Here is a 20,220-nt window from a genome sequence, read left to right on the forward strand (position 1 = left end):
CCGTCGTGATCGAACTCAATTCGCGTTGGCATCGGACGATCGCCCTCGGTGCCATCTGGCTATTACAAAGCGCGTGCGATCGCCTCTGGTTTGCCCTCGATCGATCCGTCCCGGATTGGGATAGGGCCGACTACCTCACCGGGGCATTAAACTACGCCAACGCCTTAGAACACCCCCACTGGTTTTCCGGCGAATGGTGGACGAATCTCTGGTTACTCTCCTCCAAAATTCCCCCGGGAACCTACCTCGCGACCGCCGTCATTCACCAAATTTTCGGAACCGGGAGCGATCGCGCGACCCTGGTCAATCTCCTCTTCAGCGCGATCTTACTCGCCAGTACCTACGGCTTGGGCCGGATCCTGTTCAACCCAAACATTGGTCTGTGGGCCGCCGCCTTATGTACCCTGTTTCCCGCCTTTTACCGATCGCGCCTCGATTTTCTGCTCGATTATCCCTTAACCGCTACGGTCACCCTCGCCTTTTTTTGCCTGACCCTGTGGCGGTCTCGAACTTACTCCCCGAGGCTCCACACCAGACCCCCAAGCCGTTTCAAGCTGCCCCCCTCCCTCGAACCGTGGCTGTGGGCTGCCGCTTTCGGGATGGCGTCGGGTCTCGCCTTAATGGTCAAACAAACGGCGTTGCTATTTCTCTCGGTCCCCCTGTTGTGGGCGGCGATCGCCAGCTTCAAAGGGCGTAAATGGAGCCAATGCGGGCAACTCAGCCTCGGTGTGGCGATCGCCGCTCTCGTCATTTACCCCTGGTATCGCACCAACTGGCTGTTAATCCTCACCGGAAGCAAACGCGCCACCGTCGATGCGGCGATCGCCGAAGGGGATCCCTCCCTGACCAGCCTCGACGCCTGGACTTATTACGCCGAACAACTGCCAAATCACGTCTCGTGGTTGCTGGCGATCGTTTCCATTGTCGGCTTTCTCCTCTACTACCGACGCCGCCAAAAGGATCTCTCGCCGTCCCCGGTTCCCCATCCTTGGCGCTGGCTGGCGATTTACTTCCTCGGCGCTTATTTCTTCGCTTCGGTCAATATCAATAAAGACTTTCGCTACGTCTTACCCTACTTACCCGTCGTGGCGATCGCCCTGGCGTATGGCTTGAGCTGCTGGCGGGGGAAATGGGCGCGTTCCGTGCGCTGGGGAACCCTCGGGATCGCCGTGCTGTTGGTACTCAATCATCTATTTCCCTGGGGTTTTACCTTGCCCGGATCCGCACTGTTGGGCGATCGCGCCGACCGCCGCCCCTACACCGGACCGCCATGGCCTCATCCCGAGGCGATCGCCGAAATTATCGATACCTCCCCCTATTTACAAACCACCGTGGGGGTGCTGCCTTCGACGCCGGAAATTAACCAGCATAACGTTAATTACTATGGCGCCTTGGCCGATTTCCAGGTGTACGGACGCCAGGTCGGAACGCGCTTGTCTCAGATCGATCGCGACGTGCGATCCCTCGATTGGTTCGTGACTAAAACGGGGGATCCCGGTTCGGTTCCCGAGGACGCCTACGGCGCGATCTCGGCGGCGATCGCCCAAAATCCGGACTTGATTTTACAACGAGAATGGACTTTACCCGTTCGCGAAGCGACTGCGAAGCAGGATCCGAGCACCTTGCAACTGTACCGCCGTCAACCGCCCACAGTAGCGGTCGAACCGATCGCCGACGGGTCGCCGAGTCTTCCCGTGCGCCTCGATCGCGCGATCGTCCCTCCCGCCTCCCCTCCCGGGGTTCCCGTTCCCGTCACCTATCAATGGTCCGGCCCGTGGGAACCGTTGCAACGGGGACTGGCGATCGTTACCTGGGAAAATGACAACGGCGATCGCTGGCTGCACGATCGCGCGATCGCAGGCGGTCGCTTGTATTCGCAAATCGATACGTCCGTTCCGGTTCGCCTCGTCGATCGCACGGCGATGTTACCCCCCGCCGATTTACCTCCCGGGGTCTATCGCTTGCAAGTGACCTATCTCAATCGCGAAACTGGAGAAACTTACCCGATCGCCGCCCCAGAGGTGAGTCTGACCATCGACGAGAATGCGACCCCCACTCCGGCGCCGGAATTAGACTGGGTAACCCAACTGCGATCGCTCTCCCAAGCGATGCCCCGAGGTCCCGACGCCCTCGGTCCGGTCTTTGAAGAGGTCGCCCGCATCAATCAGTACGATCCGGTACAAGATTATCTCGCACAAGCGGCGCGATCGCTCGAATATCGCTTGCAAACCCAACCCGATCGCCTCGATTTTATCTATAATTTAACCTTAGCTCGGGTCTTGCAGCGCGACCCCCAAGGGGCGATCGCCGCCCTCAAACGAGCTACGGTGCTCGACGCCCAAAACCCTTACGCTCACGCCTATCTCGCTTTCGTCCACCTCTACGACTGGCAACCGCGATCGGCACAAAAAGCCCTCGATCGCGCCTTCGCCTTGGCTCCGGATTCGGAAGTCTTGCAACTGTTAAGTGCAGTGAGCTATTTGATGCAAGGCAATCTGTTCGGCGTATGGAGCCAAGTTGAAGGCTTTCTTCCCGATCGCCTTAAAACGATGTTGGCGATCGCATTTGCCGCTTTCGTCGCCCTCTCGATCTCGGCGTTACTCTCGATTTTCGTCCTCCACCGCCGCCGTTTTGGCAGAAAGCGCGGATCTAAATCGATGTAGTCGTTCCCCTACTGCGAGCCGTTCGCCCGTCCATCGGTTACAACGGAAAAGGGGACTGCTCTATCTGTGGCGTTCGTGAAGCGACGCCTTCGGCGTCTCGGCGATCGCCAAGATACGGCAGACGTTCGAGAGGATTGCATCTATAACTGCATCTATAACTGCATCTATAACTGCCATAAGATCGCCAACCATGTCTGATTTGATTTCCTTGGATACTCACTCTTTTCAAACGTTCGACGCTATCGAATGTGCAATTCGCCGCTTACCCACCCAGCCTTTGAAAAAAAATTCACCCACCGCATCGGGAGCTTATCTGGACCTGTGGGTCGATATGGTCAGTTTGGAAGACACGATCGCCATTTTTAAGCGGTTTATCGTCACCTCGGAACTGCACGGCTTAACTCGATTGCCCGATAAACTTTGGACGAAAATCGAGAAACAATTACGCAATATTCCGGCGCGCAAACTCAAGATCGATCCGCTTTATCCCTACAGTCAGTCGTCTACAGCGTTGGTGGAAGAGGATTATATCGAAATCGATAGCGCCCTCCAGTTACTCGATCGCTGGAAGCCGAATTTATTGATGATGGAAAAACTGATCCTCGAATGTCTCTGTCAGACGATCGCACTTAAAGAAAATTGGTCGATCGACGCAGAAATATCTTCTGGTTTTGCGAGAACCGCTTTGCCTCCCTTGGAAGGAAACCCGGAAGAAGTCGAGCGATCGCAACAAATTCGAGAAGGGGCGATCGCCGCCCTCGATCGGTTAGATCCGGTGAAAAGTTTACCGGAAATTGCTAAAAACCACATTCACAGTATCTTGCAGCAATTTACTTCCGCGTCGTGGTGGATTCACAATGAAAATTGGGCGATCCGTGCGATTTTATTGCAGATGAATTATGCCCTCGACGATCGCATCTTGCGCGAATTCAGTCGGTTTTAGTGACGCCGAAACATCCAATTTTTACGGGGTTTCTAAAAAACCCGATCGACCGTAACGGCTACCCCTATCCCTTTCGATCGATCGGATTTTTTAACGTTCTTCACTCAGGGGGCGATCGCCATTAACCGGAAGTTGCATGTTGCCAGCGATCGCAAAAACCTTTTGACAGTAATTGACTGGTCTCAAATACAAAAAAAGTCCGTTGTCTCACCGGACAACGTTGGGTTCCCTGATGTTTACAGTTTCTGCACGTTTGCATAATTTAAAGAGTGTTATTGAAACACTGCCTTAAAATTTTTCCACCCCATACCTTAACAAACATACATACCGCCTGCAGTAAAGATTTGAACCTAACTCCGTAAATTCAAAGATTTCTTTAGATTTGAATAAACGATCGCCCCTGGCGTCAAGACGGGGATCGTTGACGGACTCGGGGCGATTCTCCTCGGGAGACCCCCTGCGAACCCGGTGGTTTGGTACGACAGGCGTATGTTTTAGATATGCTATATATAGCACTCCGTGGCCTTAACGATCTCCGGAGCTGGCGGCAACCTTGCTCTAGGACGCTTCCTGGCGATCGCGTTCGTACTCGTCGATGGCGCGGTTGGCTTGAGCGTCCGCTTCGCGATTTTGTTCCCGGCGAATGTGTTCCGGCGGGTCGTAACCTTCAAAGCGACTCAGTAAAGTCATGACGCGATCGTATAACGGTTTTAAAGCGGGATTTTTAACCCGATATTCGCCGCGAATTTGTTTGATCATCAGTTGGCTGTCCGCACGCAACCTGACCCGTTTGACTCCGATTTCTAGGGCTTTTTCTAAACCGAGAATGGCCCCTTGATATTCCGCTTGATTGTTGGTGGCGATGCCTAAATATTTGGCCAGTTCTTCTAAAACATTCCCTTCTTCATCGACTAACACCGCGCCCGCGCCCGCCGGACCGGGGTTTTTTCGGGAGGCTCCATCGGAGTAAATAGTGACGTGCATTTTAAGTTGATTCTCCACATTCAGAATTCGTATTGTAGCGCCAATCGATCGCCTGCGATCGCCCGCGATCGTCGAGCCCAGTTAAAATAAAACCCGACCAAACGTTCGGTTCTCAAAATCGAGGGGCGGTCTGTTTCGATCTCATTTCCATCTAAGTTTACCCTTTTTAGGGTTAAGAAGAGGTTAATCGGGTGAAAAACGAGATCGTCCCCGATCGCGGCGATGTTATGGTAAAAAACGATTATCCGTCCACCTGATTTAACAACAACTTACCCCATGACGATCGCCGCCATTTTATTCGATTTAGACGGAACTTTAGCCAATACCGATCCGATTCATTTTCTAACTTGGCAAGAATTGCTGAGAACTTATGACTTAGAAATCGATCGAGAGTTTTATCAAAAACAGATGAGCGGACGACTCAATCCGGCGATCGTCGCCGATCTACTCCCCCATCTTTCCCCCGAACAAGCGGCGCGGGTGGCTGACGAAAAAGAAGCACAATTTCGCCAATTTGCGACTCAATTGCAACCCCTGTCCGGATTGACGGAATTACTCGCTTGGGCGAGCGATCGCGCCTTAAAGTGCGCCGTCGTCACCAACGCCCCCCGCGAAAACGTTCGTTTCATGCTAGACATTTTGCACCTGAGCGATCGCTTTGCCCCGGTGACGATCGCCGAAGATCTCCCCGCCGGAAAACCGGATCCGCTTCCCTATCAACAGACTTTGCAGCAGTTGGGTCTTTCCCCGCAAGAGGCGATCGCCTTTGAAGACTCCCCCTCCGGCATCCGTTCCGCCACCGCCGCCGGGATTTATACCATTGGCGTCGCCTCCACCCACGACCCCGAGACCTTGCGGGCGATCGGCGCTTCACAAGTCATCGCCGACTTCACGGCCCCTCAGTTGTGGGACGATCTCGAAGCGATCGCCCCGGATCCGAGGGAGAAGACGCGAAGCGTCTCCCCAGGAGAATCGCGAAGCGTCTCCTAACTCCCCCGCACTCAATCCACCCCTTCAATCGGGGCAAACCCTTGCCGTTGGACGTTTTCAGTTATCGTGCGCGGTTCGAGGAATTGCAGCACGTAATCCGGACCGCCCGCTTTCGACCCGACCCCGGACAACTTAAAGCCGCCGAAGGGCTGACGGGAGACGATCGCCCCGGTAATGCCGCGATTGATATATAAGTTACCGACTTCAAACTCCGCTTTCGCCCGTTCGATGTGAGACGGGGTGCGCGAGTACAAGCCCCCGGTGAGGGCATAATTCGTGCCGTTAGCGATCGCCAGGGCTTCGTCAAAATCTCGGGCGCGAATCACCGCCAAGACCGGACCGAAAATTTCCTCTTGGGCGATCTCCGCCTCCGGTTTGACCTCCCCAAACACGATCGGACCGACGAAATAGCCCGTATCCGGCGCCGGAACTTCCACCAAGACCTCCGCTTGCGCTTTCCCCTTGGCGATGTACTCGCCGATGCGATCGCGCGCCGTAGCGTCGATCGTCGGACCGACCTGGGTACTCGGATCCTCCGCCGGGCCGACATTGAGCGATCGCGTCGCCTCGCGCAACCGTGCCACAAAGGTATCGTAAACCGCATCGAGAACGATCGCCCGCGAACAGGCAGAACATTTCTGACCGCTATAACCGAACGCCGACTGTACGACCCCCGCCACCGCCTGGTCTAAATCGGCGCTTTCGTCGATGATGACGCCATTTTTGCCCCCCATTTCCGCAATCACGCGCTTGAGGTGCGTTTGTCCCGGTTGCAAAATCGCCGCATCGGCGTAAATCCGACAGCCGACCTCTTGAGATCCGGTAAAGGCGATCGTATTGACATCGGGATGCTTGACCAAATGCGCCCCCACCGTCGAACCCTTACAGGGGACGTACTGGAATACTCCGGGAGGAATCCCCGCTTCTACGAGAATTTCGGCAATTTGCGCCGCAATCACCGAAGAGACTTCCGCAGGTTTTAATAAGGTGCAGTTCCCCGCCACCAAAGAAGCGACGGTCATCCCCGTGGGAATGGCGAGGGGGAAGTTCCACGGCGAAATCACTACCGTAATCCCGCGCGGTTGGTAGTGGTAGCGGTCCGTTTCTCCCGCGACGTCGAAGTTGTAACCGCGATCGATCGCCTCCATTTGCGCTGCGTAATAGCGGCAAAAGTCGATCGCCTCGGTGACTTCTGCATCGCACTCGCGCAACGGTTTGCCGACTTCGAGCATCATCCAGGCGCACAGGTGAAAGCGCCGCCGTTCCATCAGATCTCCGGCTTTGCGTAAAATCGCGACCCGTTCGGCGGCGGGGGTGCGTCGCCAAGCGGGTAAGGCAGCTTTGGCGGCGGCGATCGCGCGATCGCCCTGTTCGAGGGATAATAAGCCGATCGTGCCGATGACTTCCTCCGGATTCGAGGGATTGACGGAATCGACGCGATCGATCGTGTTGACGGGTTCGCCGTTGACGATCGGTAAATAGGTTTTGCCGAGGTTTTGGCGCACCTGTTTGAGGGCGTCCCAGGCGTTTTGACGGGCTTGCGCTTCGGCGAAATCCGTATCCGGTGCCGCTTCCGGGAAGGCTTCGCCGTGAATGGCGACCTCCGCCTTCTCGTCTCCTTGCGGCGGCGCGATCAATTCTTCGACCGGGCGATTTTCGAGATTTTGGCGTAAAAAGGAGCTGTTGGCGGTATTTTCGAGCAAGCGGCGGATCAGATAGGCCATTCCCGGCAGCAGTTCGCCGTAAGGGCAGTAGACGCGCACGCGGTGACCCCGTTGGGCGATCGCCTTGGCGAGTTTGTCCCCCATTCCGTAGAGGACTTGGCACTCGAAACGGCGGCGGGGGATTTGCAAGCTTTCCGCGATCGCGATCGCCAGAGCCTGCGATCGCACGTTATGAGACCCGATCGCCGCATACAAATACTCGTGATTTTCCAGCAATAACTGGGTCATCCGTTCGTAATTGGCATCGGTCGCCGCCTTGTCGTTATACACGACTTGCGGCCAATGTTTTTGTTGGGCTTTAATCGTTTCCTGGTCCCAGTACGCCCCTTTGACCAAGCGCACGGTGACAGGGGTTCCCCGTTGTTTGGCCCAGGCGATCAGGTCTTTTAAATCGGCGTAACTGTCGCGCAGATAAGCTTGTAGGGTGACCCCGAGGTCGGAGCGATCGCGAAATTCGTCTTCGAGTAACAGCCGTTTGAGGATCGACAGGGTTAAATCTTTATACTCGTACTGTTCCATGTCGAAGTGAACCGCCGCCCCGACTTTTTGAGCGTGGCGCAACAAGGTGCGGATGCGATCGGCGACTCGTTCCTCACTTCCGCGTTCGTCCACCGGATCGAATTGGGAATAAAAAGCGGTGAGCTTCACTGAAACTTGCACCCGAGGCAGAGTCTCGCCGTCCGCTTCGTCAATTGCAGCCACTTTCGACCAGCTTTGAGCCGCCTCGGTCAACTGCTCGGTTAAATCGAGGTAGTTTTGCAAATAGGCTTTCGCTTCCGCCTCGGTAATCACCGCCTCGCCGAGCAAATCGAGGGTGAACCCCATTTTTTCCTTTCGCAGGCGTTTGAGGGTCTCGATCGCCTGTTTGACGGTCGCTCCGGCGATATATTTTTGGGCGAGGGTTTCCACGCCGGTCGCCACCGTCGTCGCCGCTACGGTTCCCGGGACGGAATCGTTTCCGCTAAAGCTAATTAATTTTTTGAGGGCGTCGGGAAGTTCGACGTCTTCGGTGGTGAGATATTCTTGGAGGTGACGGGCAATTTCCGCTTTGGATCGCAACGCGGGCAAGCAGTCGATGAAGCGAAACAACTGCACCCGCAAACCGGGACTGCTCATTGCCCACGCCAGTAATTTATCGTCGAGGCGCATTTTATCTTGAATTTGGGCAAAAAACGAGCGTTTTTCCCGGGTTGCCGCTAAAAGATCTCTGGCAATTTCTTGGGTTTTCGCTTCGTAGGAATTTTGGTTAAGATCGACAACCACGACTGACTTGGGCCTCCACCTGCTGACATTTTCGGTCTGTAGGATTGCTTTCGGACGGGCTTGTGTCGAGACTTTTAAGAAAATTGGAGGGGTTTCGATTGTGCAGCAACGACCGAAGTATTGACGAGACTGTCTCGATCTTCGGAAATCCTTCAATTTCAGTCTTGACGATCGCCCTCTGGCATCCGACCGAACCGACTCAATATTGTAACTTTTTTAACAATTGTCGTTTCGTGCTACAAGGTTAAGGTTTGTTGACAAAAAGCGATCGGCTATTTGAGAGTTTAGAGTGCAAAGTTCGCAGTTGAGGCGGTTTTGGTGGCGGTTAACGGGTTTCTTTCTAGCCATTGGGGGCTTTGTTAACATTAGCCATTTTGGAAAGATCGCGATCGCCCTTCCACAAACTAGGGGAAGATTCAGTATTTTTGCTCAATTGCAAAGAGTTGGGGCGATCTCGTGCAATTAATCGGTGATTTTGGAGGGGTAGGTTCCATTGGTCTCAACTTAAGCAAAAAGGGGATCTCAATATGTAAAATCATCAGAGACCCCTATAGGTTCTTTCCTCTATATTGCTGGTTAACAACTTGATAGAATTATGAGCACAAAATATCCTGGTTCTTGTGGTCATCCCGATTTGAGGAGGCCAATCCAACTCACTACACCCCCAGTGGAACAAATCGAACGTCAGTTGTACAGCTTGTTATCTCCTGAAAGTTTTAAACCCTTAAAAGATTGTCGAAGTAAGGATAATAAAAAGTTGCGATCCAGAGTGCTGACCTTGCCAGTGATGATAGCAAGAGTAGTGAATTAAGAGTAAATATGAATAATGCGGAGTTTAAAAGTATTTAAAATCACGATCGCCGACCTAGATTAACTCGAATAAACAACTGTCTCTCTTTTGAGCTAACCTGAATATTTCTACAGTTAAAAAGCGATCGACCTTGCTGTTCTCTATCGAATCTGTCTGTGGTGCGTCTAGTCGGACTGGTAAATTTTGGTCAAAATTCTAATTTTGTCGCTAAAATACGCAATCAAAAATACATCTAATATCTGGAGTCAATACAATAGTAAGGGTAGCATGGCCACCCTATTTCTCCCTCTTGCCTTTTTTCTCTTCTCCATCGAGAGGCGATCGCCTCAGCCATGATAAAATTACTAAAATTGCCATTGTTGCCCAAGTTTTTTAAAAACTGATTGCCAATGAAATCCCCTATCGATTTTGTTACCCAACTCTACAGCCAAGCCCTTCGCAATCCAAAATCTCGCTGGATGGTGATTTTAGGGAGTTTGCTCTACCTCGTCAGTCCTCTGGATTTATCCCCGGATTTACTGCCGTTAATCGGACAAATTGACGATATTGCGCTTTTACTTTTGTTCGCCACCAGTATTTCTGAAATTATCCGCGAATGGTGGCAAACTCGTCAGGTGTTTGACGGGAGGGGAGTGGATGCGACGGGGGGCGATCGCGCCGAAACTTCGCAACAAACGATCGATGTCGATGCGGTTTCTCTCGATTGAATTTTATCGGGAGTGAGTTCACAAAAGGGTTGAAGTTGATGGTCGAACATCGATCGCCTTTTTGAATTGAATACGTCTCGATTAGCTTAATTTCAAACAAGTATTGTTACAACAAGTATTGTCCGTCAGAATCCTTTTTAAATGCCAAGATGACTCAAACTGTAACTTCACAAAACACCCAGTTTTATCAATGGAAAGGTTATCGATGCGCTTATCGAGTCGATCGCCCCAACGCCGACTCCAGTCAAGTTCCCCTAGTGTTAGTTCATCCGATTGGCGTGGGATTGTCGAAAGCGTTTTGGGATCGATTTTGCGATCGCTGGCAATCGTTACCGAATGCTAACCCGATTTACAATCCCGACTTACTCGGTTGCGGTGAAAGCGACATGCCCCATATCGCCTATACTCCCGCCGATTGGGCGCAGCAATTACAGTATTTCCTCAAAAATATTGTCGGGCGATCGGCGATTTTGGTCGTGCAAGGGGCGTTATTTCCCGTGGCGATTAAATTAGTCCAAATTGAAACAACTGGAGAGGAAAACCCCGACCGGGTTGCGAATCCTTTCGTGAAAGGATTGGTGTTATCCGGACCGCCATCGTGGCCCTTGATTACCAAAGCGACGCCGCCCCTGCGTCAAAAATTGCTGTGGAATTTATTTTTTGATAGTTTAGTCGGACGGGGTTTTTATCGCTATGCCCGTCGTCGGGAATTTCTGCGATCGTTCTCGGTTCGGCAACTGTTCGATCGCCCCGAAGATGTGGGAGAAGATTGGTTGGGGATGTTAGAAAACGGCGCCAGTAACGAAGCGAGTCGTTATGCCGTATTTTCGTTTTTAGCTGGATTTTGGCGAGAAAATTACCAACAACAAATCGAAGCGATCGCCCAACCTACCCTGGTTGTGATGGGCGAAAAAGCATCGAGTATCAGCAAAGAAGGCGAACGAGAAAGTCCCGACGATCGCCTCAATGACTATCTCAAATATTTACCGAAAGGAGAAGGGACAAAAATTTCCGGGCGCAATGTCATGCCTTACGAAACTCCTGGGGACTTCGCGACGGCGATCGTGCCTTTTGTGCGTCGGCTTTCCTCATCGATGTAGACGCATCAAATTTCCGTGAGATCGAGCCGTTTTAATGGATTGAGGGCGAATTCAGGCGATCGACGATCGCGCGATCGATCTTAATTTCCTCGCCGCCCCGGACGACTACACCGCCACGGGCGTACCGCTTTTGAGAACGTCGAGGATCAAGCCTTCGCGGGCGAGAACCGAATTCGGGAAAGCCCCGCGCACTTTAACCGCCATTTCGTCGAGAAAATCATCGTGATGGGTCGGATCGTGATGGAAAATCACTAACTGTTTGACCCCCGCTTCTTTGGCGACCTTGACCCCTTCTTGCCACGTGGAATGACCCCAGCCAATTTTCGGCGATTTCGGGTTGTGATACTCTTCGTCGGTGTACATGGCATCGTAGATCAAAACATCCGCCCCTTGGGCAAGTTCGAGGACGTTTTCATCGATGCGATCGGGAAAATGTTCCGTATCGGTACAGTAAAATACCGAGTGACCGTTCCACGTCACTCGATATCCCATGGCCGTATTGGGATGATTGAGCGGTCCGGTTTCGATTTTGATATCGTCGAGTTTAAAATTCTCTCCACAAACAATTTCATAAAAGTTGAGATCCGCCTGCATTCCTTCTAGGGGAACCGGGGAATTGGGGTGCAAAATCCGTTCGATGAAATGCTCTTGAATGGATTCGGCATCGGGGGGGAGGGCTCCGTGAATTTTAAAGGAGTTGCCACGAATGAAAGCGGGGGTAAAGAAAGGGAAGCCTTGAATGTGATCCCAATGGTAGTGGGTAAAAAACATGTAGGCTTCTACGGGCATTTGGGCCTGTAACTGTTGGCCGAGCATTTGCAATCCCGTACCCGCATCAAAAATCAAGCGTTTGCCATCAATGCGCATTTCGATACAGGAGGTATTGCCGCCATAGCGAACCGTATCCTTACCAGGGGCAGGAACACTGCCGCGAACGCCCCAAAACTGGACGACAAATTGATTGGAGGAAGGGCTAGTTTCCATACTGGCTCTTAAATTCCTTTACATGGCTCAGGTACTATGGTATCGGGCAAAGCCGGACAACCACCACGGATAAAGCCTGTCATGGTCGATCCCGATCCCGATCTACTTTGGCACAGGCGATCGGCAATTGTCCCGGATCGACGCCAACGCATTAGCCCTCGATGGGCGATCGCACCGTATGGCATTGAGCCTGATGGCGCAGGAGGTGATCGCACAAAACGAGAGCGACCATCGCTTCCACCATCGGCACCGCTCTGGGTAACACGCAAGGATCGTGGCGTCCTTTCGCCGCGAGTACGGTTTCCTCGCCCGATCGCGTGACCGTGCGCTGTTCTTTGCGAATTGTAGCAGTCGGCTTGAAGGCGGCTCTCAGGATAATATGTTCTCCGTTCGAGATCCCCCCTTGGATGCCCCCGGAACGATTGGTTACCGTGCGAATTTGCCCGGCTTCGTCGATATAAAATTCATCATTATGCTCGCTGCCCGTCAGTAAGGTTCCGGCAAAACCCGAACCAATTTCAAATCCTTTACTCGCAGGTAAAGACATCACCGCTTTGGCTAAATCGGCTTCGAGTTTGTCGAATACGGGCATTCCCAAGCCTTTGGGAACGTTGCGGGCGACACATTCGACGACCCCGCCGACGGAATCGCCCTGACGCAGGTAACGATCGATTTCTTCGATCGCCCGGTTGGCAAATTCCCCGTCGGGAGAGCGCACGATATTGCTTTCCACTTGTTCTAAGGTCACCGTATTCGGATCGACTACCGCTTCTAAATCTTTAATTCTTTTAACGTACCCGACGATCTCCACCCCGGCGATTTGCTTGAGAATTTTTTTAGCAATGGCCCCGGCGGCGACCCGTCCGATGGTTTCGCGGGCTGAAGACCGTCCGCCCCCCTGCCAGTTGCGAATCCCGTATTTGGCATCGTAAGTGGCATCGGCGTGGGACGGGCGGTATTTTTCCGCCATTTCGCTGTAATCTTGGGGTCGCGCGTCCTTATTACGAACCAAAATACAGATCGAGGTTCCCAGGGTTTGGCCTTGAAAAACTCCGGACAGAATTTCGCAGGTGTCAGTTTCCCGGCGCGGGGTGGTGATTTTGCTCTGTCCCGGACGACGGCGATCGAGTTCGACTTGAATTTCTTCTGCGGAAATCTCGATCTGGGGCGGGCATCCATCGATGACGACGCCTACTCCTCCGCCATGAGATTCTCCAAACGTTGTAATCCGAAAAAGATGCCCGAAAGTGTTGCCCATGATCTCCTATCACGAGAGCCGTTGGAACTTGTATTTTAACCGAAATCGCCGACGGGGATGAGACCCGCCCGATCTCGCTTCCTGGGGCGCGGGGCGATCGCGATCGCCTCCATCCCCCCGAGTGCGCCCCCTCAAGGCGATCGTTCTCCCCTCCCTACCCCTCAATAACATGATGAAGTTTTATAGTTTTGCCATGAGTTTCGATCTGGAGAACCGATCGTGAGTCGATATGTCTTTGCACTCGCCACTGCCGACGATGACGCCCAATTGCGCGATCGCATGGCCCGGGATTGGATGGAAGGCGAAATTTCAGTCAGTTTTCGCCGCGAACCGAATTATTTTCGCGGCTGTCAGGTTCAAGGACGCTCGTTTCAGGTGATTAAATGTACCGATACTCACACCGGGCAAATTGTCGGTTTGGGCAGTCGCCTGACCAATCGGTTATGGATAAATGGAACGATCCAACGTTGCGGTTATCTCGCCGATTTACGGATTCATCCCGCCTATCGCCGGGGGACGATCGTCGCCAGAGGTTATCGCTTTTTGCGACAACTTCACGACGCCGATCCCGTTTCTTTATATTATTCTCTCATTCTCGATGGCAATCGCAACGCCTTAGAAAATTTAGTCGGCGGACGGGCGGGGTTGCCGGAATATCGAGAGGTGGGTTTCATTCAAACTCCGGCCATTTATCTCGATTTACCTAAACCCGAAATTCGCATTTCTGGAGTACGATTCGAGCGTGGCAGTTGGCAAAATTTAGCAAAAATTTTAGAATTTGTCCGCTTGGAACAGGCGAACAAACAATTTGCACCGTGTTATTTTGTCGAAGATTTTCAAACGAATCGCTTACGAGGATTAAACCCGGAAGACTTCTATCTAGCCGTGCGAGAGAACGAGATCGTCGGGGCGATCGCCGCCTGGGATCGGCGCAGTTTTAGTCAAACCCATGTCGAAAAATACAGCCGGGCTTTAGGGACAATGCGACCGTTTTACAACGCGATCGCCCGTCTGACCCCGCTCCGACCTCTTCCGGAACCGGGGGCGGCGGTGCCTTGTTTTTACGTCGGTTTTGTGGCGATTCGCGACAACGATCCCCAGATTTTTCGCGCCTTATTGCGCCACCTATACCGCGATCGCCGTCGGGGAGAATGGCATTATTTTATTGTCGGCTTGCACGAGGGCGATCCCTTGGCTGAAGTCTTGGGCGACTACCGCCGCATCGACGCAGGCGGGCACTTGTTCGTCCTCCACTATTGGGAAGACCGTGCCGCTTTCGATCGCTTGGACGGTCGGATTCCTTATCTGGAAATGGCGACGATTTAATGACAAAAGACGACAGCCAACCCCGGCGATCGACGATCCGGAGTTGGCGATCTTTCGAGCAGATTGCAACCCAATTTTAAATCAATTTTTGATAAAAATCGTTCCGAAAGAGACTAATTGACGGCGGCTAAACTCCGTTCTTTTTTTTTGGTCGCTTCGGGCAGTTGACGCACGGGAATTTCGATTCTAAATTGAGCCCCTTGTCCGGGAGCGGAAATACATTGGAGGCTGCCTTTATGTTTTTCGACGATAATCTGATAGCTGATCGACAGTCCCAATCCGGTTCCTTTGCCGACGGGTTTGGTGGTGAAGAAGGGGTCGAACAAACGGGCGCGAACCTCGTGATTCATGCCTTCGCCGTTGTCGGAGATGGCGATCGCCACCTTGTCGGGAATCGCGCGATCGCTCTCGGGGGTCCACGGTTGGCCGTCGGCTTTGAGGGGGAAGGTTTGAATTAAAATCCGGTTGGGATGTTGGGCCATTTCTTCGCGAGAGCGTTTTTTGTTATAACCTTCCAGGGCGTCGATCGCGTTGCCGAGAATATTCATAAACACTTGATTCAACTGCCCGGTATAACATTCGACCCGAGGTAAATCCCCGTATTCTTTAACAATTTCGATCGCGGGATGGCCGGGTTTGGCTTTGAGGCGGTTTTGTAAAATTAACAGGGTACTGTCGATCCCTTCGTGAATGTCTACCCGTTTCATTTCCGCTTGGTCGGTGCGCGAGAAATTGCGTAGGGAAAGGACGATTTCGCGAATGCGATCGGCGCCGATTTTCATCGAGTTGACGATCTTGGGCATATCTTCGCTCAAGAATTCGAGGTCGATTTGTTCGGCATAATCGGCGATCGCCGCCACCGGATCGGGATAGTGTTGTCGGTACAGTTCGATCAGATGCAGTAAATCTTCGGTGTAGCCATCGACATGAGAGAGATTGCCGTAGATAAAGTTAACCGGATTGTTAATCTCGTGGGCGACTCCGGCGACCAGTTGACCGAGACTGGACATTTTCTCGCTTTGGATCAACTGACTTTGAGTTTCGCGCAGTTGATTTAAGGCGGCTTCGAGTTCTCCGGCTTTCATTTGGGCGCTGACCGCCGCGAGGCGCGCTTGTTCGTACAGTTGAGCTTGTTTGATGGCGATCGCGAGGCGATCGGCCAACTGTTCGAGCAGGTACATTTCCGAAGACAGCCAACTGCGCGGTTGCTGGCATTCTTGAACCACCAACACCCCCCACAACTCGGAACCGATCGCGATCGGGACGCTCATGCTGGCGTGGACTTGCAGGTGCTGCCAGTAGGCGAGTTGGTCCGCATCGAATCCGGCGTGGCGCACGTTGTCGATCGCCCGCACGCTGCTATTGGGATGCTGCTGGAGGTATTGCTCGCAATCGCGGCAGAAATCATCGTCGGGTCGGACAATTTCGCTCAGGGAGGGGGTGACGCTGTTTTCTTCGACGACGATTTTGCCCGATCGCCCGGGTTGGAATTGGTAAATCGCCACGCGATCGCTGTCGAAGCAGGAGCGCACTTCGCGCACCACCGTGGTCAAGATCGTTTGCAGGTCGAGGGTTCGCCGGATCTGCTCGCCGATGAAGCGCAACAGGGATTCTCGTTCCATCGAAGCGCGGGTTTGGGCGTACAGACAGGCTTGTTGGATGGAAATGGCCAGTTGGTCGGCGACGGCTTGGGCGAGTTCGCGGTCGTGTTTCGACCAGTAGCGCACCCGAGAACATTGGTTTAAATATAGGATCGCGTGCAGGATGCCGTTCGCTTGCACGGGAACGACGAGGGAGGATTTGATCTCGGCTTTCTGATATTCCGGATTGTGAGTGCCGATGCGCGAGTCGGCGCTGACGTCGTTGACGATCGCGGGTTGGCGGTGCTGGATTACCCATTCCGAAATCGGTCCGTGGGTGTCGAAGTCGTCGATCGAACTGGCAAACGGTTCGCGGCAAGTTTCAAACAGGTGGGCGCGCCGAAAGGCGACATCCGGGTCGAGATCCGGGGCGAATAGCTCGCGATTGAGCCGTTTGAACGAGTCGAAACCGCGATCGCGATCGCCGTGGTTGGGTTGTTCGACTAGGTGAACCAAGCAGCGATCGATTTCGAGGGCTTCTAAAACTTGTTCGATCGCCTGGGTTAAAATCGTTTCGAGGTCGAAGCTTTGGCGCGTTTGGCTGGTAATTTGGTTGACCAGTCGTTCTCGTTGGGCTTGTTTTTTGACGCGATCGTAGAGTTGGGCTTGATGGATGGCGATCGCCAGTTGTTGGGCGATCAGTTGGACGAATTCGAGTTCGATCGCCGACCACTCCCTCGACCCCGCCTCGAACCCGCCGATATAGCCGTATCCGCCTTCGGGAGATTCGACGGGAACGAACAGGTAGGAGATCGCCCCGAACGGCGTCGCCGCGTCGCCCTCCGTCTCCCCAGAACTCGCGATCGCCTCGCCGCGCTCGATCCCGGCGGCGACAGCTCCGAGGCGCTCGACCGGATAGCTACCGAGCGGGCCACTGGGGCGATCGTCGCTCCACCGTTCGCAGACGACCTGAACTGTCCGGGACTCCGGGGTATACCAAAAGAAATTACAGCCGTCGAGATCGAGTAACGCCGACAGTTCGTTCACTGCCGTCTGCACGATCGCGCTAAAGTCTCGGGAGTTCCAAATTTTGCCGATCGTGGTTCGCAGCACGGTGCTGCGCTCTTTGGGGTCTTGAATCTCTGTCAGTTGCAACGGAGGCTCGGAAGATAGAGGTGGACGACTGGGAGAAAAAAGAAAAAAGGAATTTAAGATCACGACACCACACCCAGAATCTTCGTTGTTGTCGCCAGTCAGAGCGAACTCAATGCACTCTCCCCCTTCTCACAGGATTTGATTTCTGTCTTGAGTTGCTCTTTGTTTATAGATTGAAGAGATTGATAAGGCGCTATCGAAAAATAATTGAACTTCAGGTTTAAAAGCAAATTTATGGTCAATCTCTTTATAACTTAGGGGAGTTTTAGATCGACAATTGTAGTCTATGTTACATCTTAAACTAACGATTTAATTTGTAATATTTAGTTGAAATTCAAGCCTGACAAGGGTTTTCGACCCTTTAAACGCATCGACCATCCCGAGAACTGCATCGGAGGGAACGGTCAAAAATTTATACTTAAAGAGAAAAAATCGAGCGGAAAAGTATCTTTCAAGTCGGGAGTCTCCCCCCTCCCGACCGGAGCGCTCCGTCACACCGACAATCGCTCCCGGATAAACAGGCTGACGCCGTCGAGTTGTTCTTCTAAGCCTTCGATCGCCGCTAACGTATCGCTCAAATTACCCTGTTTGGCCTGACGTTCCAATTCTAGGGCGATTTTCTGAATCGAGGAAGCGCCGACATTGCTACTGGAACCCTTGATTTGGTGGGCGCCATCGGCGATCGCCCCCGCATCTTGGGTTTGCCAACTTTGGCGAACTCTTACTAAGGTTTCCCGCGAATCTTCTAGAAAAGCTTCGAGGATTTCTCGTTGAAATTCCAGATCTCCTCCGGAAATTTCCTCTAAACGCTCGAAATCGAACATATTTTCCCAGTTCATCTGTACAGCAAAAATTATCTCTCTTGAGGCACCATTGCCCTCGATGGGACGAGCTACCTGTTGGGGAAACCACCGGATTTGGGGTCGTTAACCGGGCGATCGCCCAGTTTTTAGGCATCTTGTAATTGTAACCAGACCTCCTTTCCTAGGGAAGCGCCCCCCTTGTTTTTTCTCTGAGATCGTCCCTGTTTTCGATACCAAGTAAGAGACTTAACCGCGTTCGATCGGGCGATCGCCCCCTACCGATCGACCTCAAAATTGTGACGGGAGAAAATTCCGGGGAGTTCCGGTGGCCGACCCAGGGGATCGCGCGGGCTATGCCAAAATAGGAAAAGACTGCAACCCTCCGCGATCGCGGGGAGTCACTCCTCATTGATTTCGCGTCCGTTTGTCAATTGAGAACTCCGAGGAAAGGGACTGGTGAAACCCGATCTAGAAGGCTTACCCATTAGCAAACGACAGATCCACCAACTCAGTGGTATCGATGCTGAAGTTCTCCTGCGACCCTCCATCGAAACCTTGATGACCCTCGATCTCGGGCCGGACGTTCCCTGGGTTTTTCGGCATTTTTCGACGATCGTCGCCGCTTTTGTCGCCTTAACGCACGGTTGGGTCAGCAGTCAACTCGGATGGGGAGTGACTTACCAGATCTTCGCCTTCGTTATCGAACTCGCCGTGGCGATCGCGATCGCCAAATCGATCCAGTTTCTCTGGTTGAAATACCGCATGGGAAACTCCCTCATCGGGTTGCTGCAAGACATCGACCGTTATAATGCCGTTATCAAAACCATCGATATCAACGACCGACTCGAAGAAGCGGGAAATCCCCAAGTTAAATTAGAGAACCGCGATCGCGTCATCGAAGCACTCTATTTAACCCGAGACGATTTAATTCGCGCCTTAAAAACCGAACGGATTATGAGAAAAAATCGATATTTTATCAACCGCAATCCCGAACTATTTACCAATAACTTAACCGCTTTAACCGCACTCCAGGTCAGCGATCGCGCCACCGAACACGGACGCCTACTCGCCGAAGCCTTAAACATTGCCCTCAACACCAGACAAGAACTAGCCAAATTATGCGATCCTCGCGATCGAAATTTAGGCTGAAGGGCGATCGTCCAAGCGACCAGGCGATGAGCGGGAGTAAGAAACCGTGAGACGAGATTTAGAAGGATTGGAAATTAGTAAAGGAGAACTCCGCCGCTTGTGTGGAGTTGCGACAGACGACCTCATTCGCTCGTCTATTCTTCAAGATCGTGAAAAAAAATCGAGTTTTTTCTATAAAGAACTGTTAGTCAACGGGAGCTTAACCGTCATTGTCTTTTTTGCCAGCTTGACCCTCGCCGATATTATCACCTGGCATCTTAAAGGCATGACCATCGATTTAGCCTTTCCCAACACGTCCCCTTGGGCGATTTTTCTCACCCTCGGTTTGGGAGCGGCAGTTCTTTCATTTTTTGTTCGCCTATTGTGGTTGCAAAACAACACTTATCACAGTAAATCCCTGCTCGGAATTCTCGACGATATCGATAATTATAACGATTTAATTCGGGCGATCGACCTCAACGACCAACTCGAAGACGTCGGCAATCCCGAAGTCAAACTCACCAACCGTTCCGAAGTCATTGCCGCCTTAAAAATCACCCGCCGTCATTTAATTTCTGCTTTAAAAACCGAACGCATTTTAAGAGAAAACAAGACCTTTATCGAACGCAATCCCGAACTATTCGCCAGCAACTTGACGGCCCTCGAAGCCTTACAAGTCACCGACAAAGCCAGCGAACGGGGACGCTTACTCGACGAAGCTTTACAAATTGCCCTCAGTACCCAAGGAGAAATTCAAAAACTGCAGCAACACCGACCGAGATATTAACCGTTGACTCCCAT

Annotated in this window: 15 protein-coding genes; 9 read left to right on the forward strand and 6 right to left on the reverse strand. The window is 52.6% G+C overall.

All coding sequences use genetic code 11. The features are described from left to right. The first annotated feature begins 5 nt into the window (after positions 1–5). From JJD41_RS20690 to JJD41_RS20695, 3 genes are all read left to right on the forward strand, one after another. Positions 6–2,663 carry a phospholipid carrier-dependent glycosyltransferase gene (locus tag JJD41_RS20690; RefSeq protein ID WP_370583910.1) on the forward strand — a complete coding sequence of 886 codons (2,658 nt, stop codon included), beginning with the start codon at positions 6–8 and terminating at the stop codon, positions 2,661–2,663. A gap of 75 nt (positions 2,664–2,738) precedes the next feature. Next, a complete protein-coding gene (locus JJD41_RS25480; protein ID WP_255547391.1) occupies positions 2,739–2,861 on the forward strand; it encodes a hypothetical protein in 123 nt (40 codons plus the stop codon). Beyond that, entirely contained in the window at positions 2,854–3,606 is a 753-nt protein-coding gene (locus JJD41_RS20695) for a hypothetical protein (RefSeq protein WP_234489034.1), read from the forward strand. The genes JJD41_RS25480 and JJD41_RS20695 overlap by 8 nt, the downstream gene beginning before the upstream one ends. 558 nt (positions 3,607–4,164) lie before the next feature. Here JJD41_RS20695 and JJD41_RS20700 read toward each other — a convergent pair. Beyond that, complete coding sequence (locus JJD41_RS20700; RefSeq protein ID WP_200669416.1) at positions 4,165–4,590, reverse strand: ribonuclease HI family protein; 426 nt, start codon at positions 4,588–4,590, stop codon at positions 4,165–4,167. 276 nt (positions 4,591–4,866) lie between these two features. On the opposite strand from JJD41_RS20700, the gene JJD41_RS20705 reads away from it, so the two are divergent. Further along, a complete protein-coding gene (locus JJD41_RS20705; RefSeq protein ID WP_200669417.1) occupies positions 4,867–5,580 on the forward strand; it encodes an HAD family hydrolase in 714 nt (237 codons plus the stop codon). A gap of 11 nt (positions 5,581–5,591) precedes the next feature. Here the strand turns inward: JJD41_RS20705 and pruA are convergent, their stop codons facing one another. Then, on the reverse strand, positions 5,592–8,567 hold the full coding sequence (gene pruA / locus JJD41_RS20710; RefSeq protein WP_200669418.1) for an L-glutamate gamma-semialdehyde dehydrogenase: 2,976 nt from the start codon (positions 8,565–8,567) through the stop codon (positions 5,592–5,594). A 1,200-nt stretch (positions 8,568–9,767) separates the two neighbouring features. Between pruA and JJD41_RS20715 the strand changes: the two genes are divergently transcribed. Both JJD41_RS20715 and JJD41_RS20720 read left to right on the forward strand, forming a co-directional pair. Beyond that, positions 9,768–10,085 carry a DUF1232 domain-containing protein gene (locus JJD41_RS20715; protein ID WP_168569913.1) on the forward strand — a complete coding sequence of 106 codons (318 nt, stop codon included), beginning with the start codon at positions 9,768–9,770 and terminating at the stop codon, positions 10,083–10,085. A gap of 149 nt (positions 10,086–10,234) precedes the next feature. Beyond that, entirely contained in the window at positions 10,235–11,185 is a 951-nt protein-coding gene (locus JJD41_RS20720; RefSeq protein WP_200669419.1) for an alpha/beta fold hydrolase, read from the forward strand. Between the two features lie 105 nt (positions 11,186–11,290). Here JJD41_RS20720 and JJD41_RS20725 read toward each other — a convergent pair whose 3' ends face one another. Together JJD41_RS20725 and aroC are read right to left on the reverse strand one after the other, a co-directional pair. Beyond that, positions 11,291–12,169, reverse strand: a complete 879-nt coding sequence (locus JJD41_RS20725) for an MBL fold metallo-hydrolase (protein WP_200669420.1) — start codon at positions 12,167–12,169, stop codon at positions 11,291–11,293. Positions 12,170–12,320: 151 nt separating this feature from the next. Then, positions 12,321–13,427 (reverse strand): chorismate synthase, encoded by a 1,107-nt coding sequence (gene aroC, locus JJD41_RS20730; protein ID WP_168569916.1) that lies wholly within the window; start codon positions 13,425–13,427, stop codon positions 12,321–12,323. A gap of 219 nt (positions 13,428–13,646) precedes the next feature. Between aroC and JJD41_RS20735 the strand changes: the two genes are divergently transcribed. Then, positions 13,647–14,753, forward strand: a complete 1,107-nt coding sequence (locus JJD41_RS20735) for a hypothetical protein (RefSeq protein WP_200669421.1) — start codon at positions 13,647–13,649, stop codon at positions 14,751–14,753. A 113-nt stretch (positions 14,754–14,866) separates the two neighbouring features. Here the strand turns inward: JJD41_RS20735 and JJD41_RS20740 are convergent, their stop codons facing one another. After that, a complete protein-coding gene (locus tag JJD41_RS20740) occupies positions 14,867–17,488 on the reverse strand; it encodes a GAF domain-containing sensor histidine kinase (protein WP_200669422.1) in 2,622 nt (873 codons plus the stop codon). 491 nt (positions 17,489–17,979) lie between these two features. Beyond that, the gene (locus JJD41_RS20745) at positions 17,980–18,327 is read right to left on the reverse strand and encodes an Hpt domain-containing protein (RefSeq protein WP_200669423.1); all 348 of its coding nucleotides are present in this window, start codon (positions 18,325–18,327) and stop codon (positions 17,980–17,982) included. A gap of 420 nt (positions 18,328–18,747) precedes the next feature. On the opposite strand from JJD41_RS20745, the gene JJD41_RS20750 reads away from it, so the two are divergent. Then, a complete protein-coding gene (locus JJD41_RS20750) occupies positions 18,748–19,440 on the forward strand; it encodes a hypothetical protein (RefSeq protein WP_200669424.1) in 693 nt (230 codons plus the stop codon). Between the two features lie 46 nt (positions 19,441–19,486). After that, positions 19,487–20,206: a hypothetical protein gene (locus JJD41_RS20755; protein WP_200669425.1), complete on the forward strand. Its 720-nt coding sequence runs from the start codon at positions 19,487–19,489 to the stop codon at positions 20,204–20,206. The last annotated feature ends 14 nt before the right edge of the window (positions 20,207–20,220 follow it).

Origin of the sequence: Oxynema mangrovii CENA135, assembly GCF_016632315.1 — a bacterium.
Lineage (GTDB): Bacteria > Cyanobacteriota > Cyanobacteriia > Cyanobacteriales > Laspinemataceae > Oxynema > Oxynema aestuarii.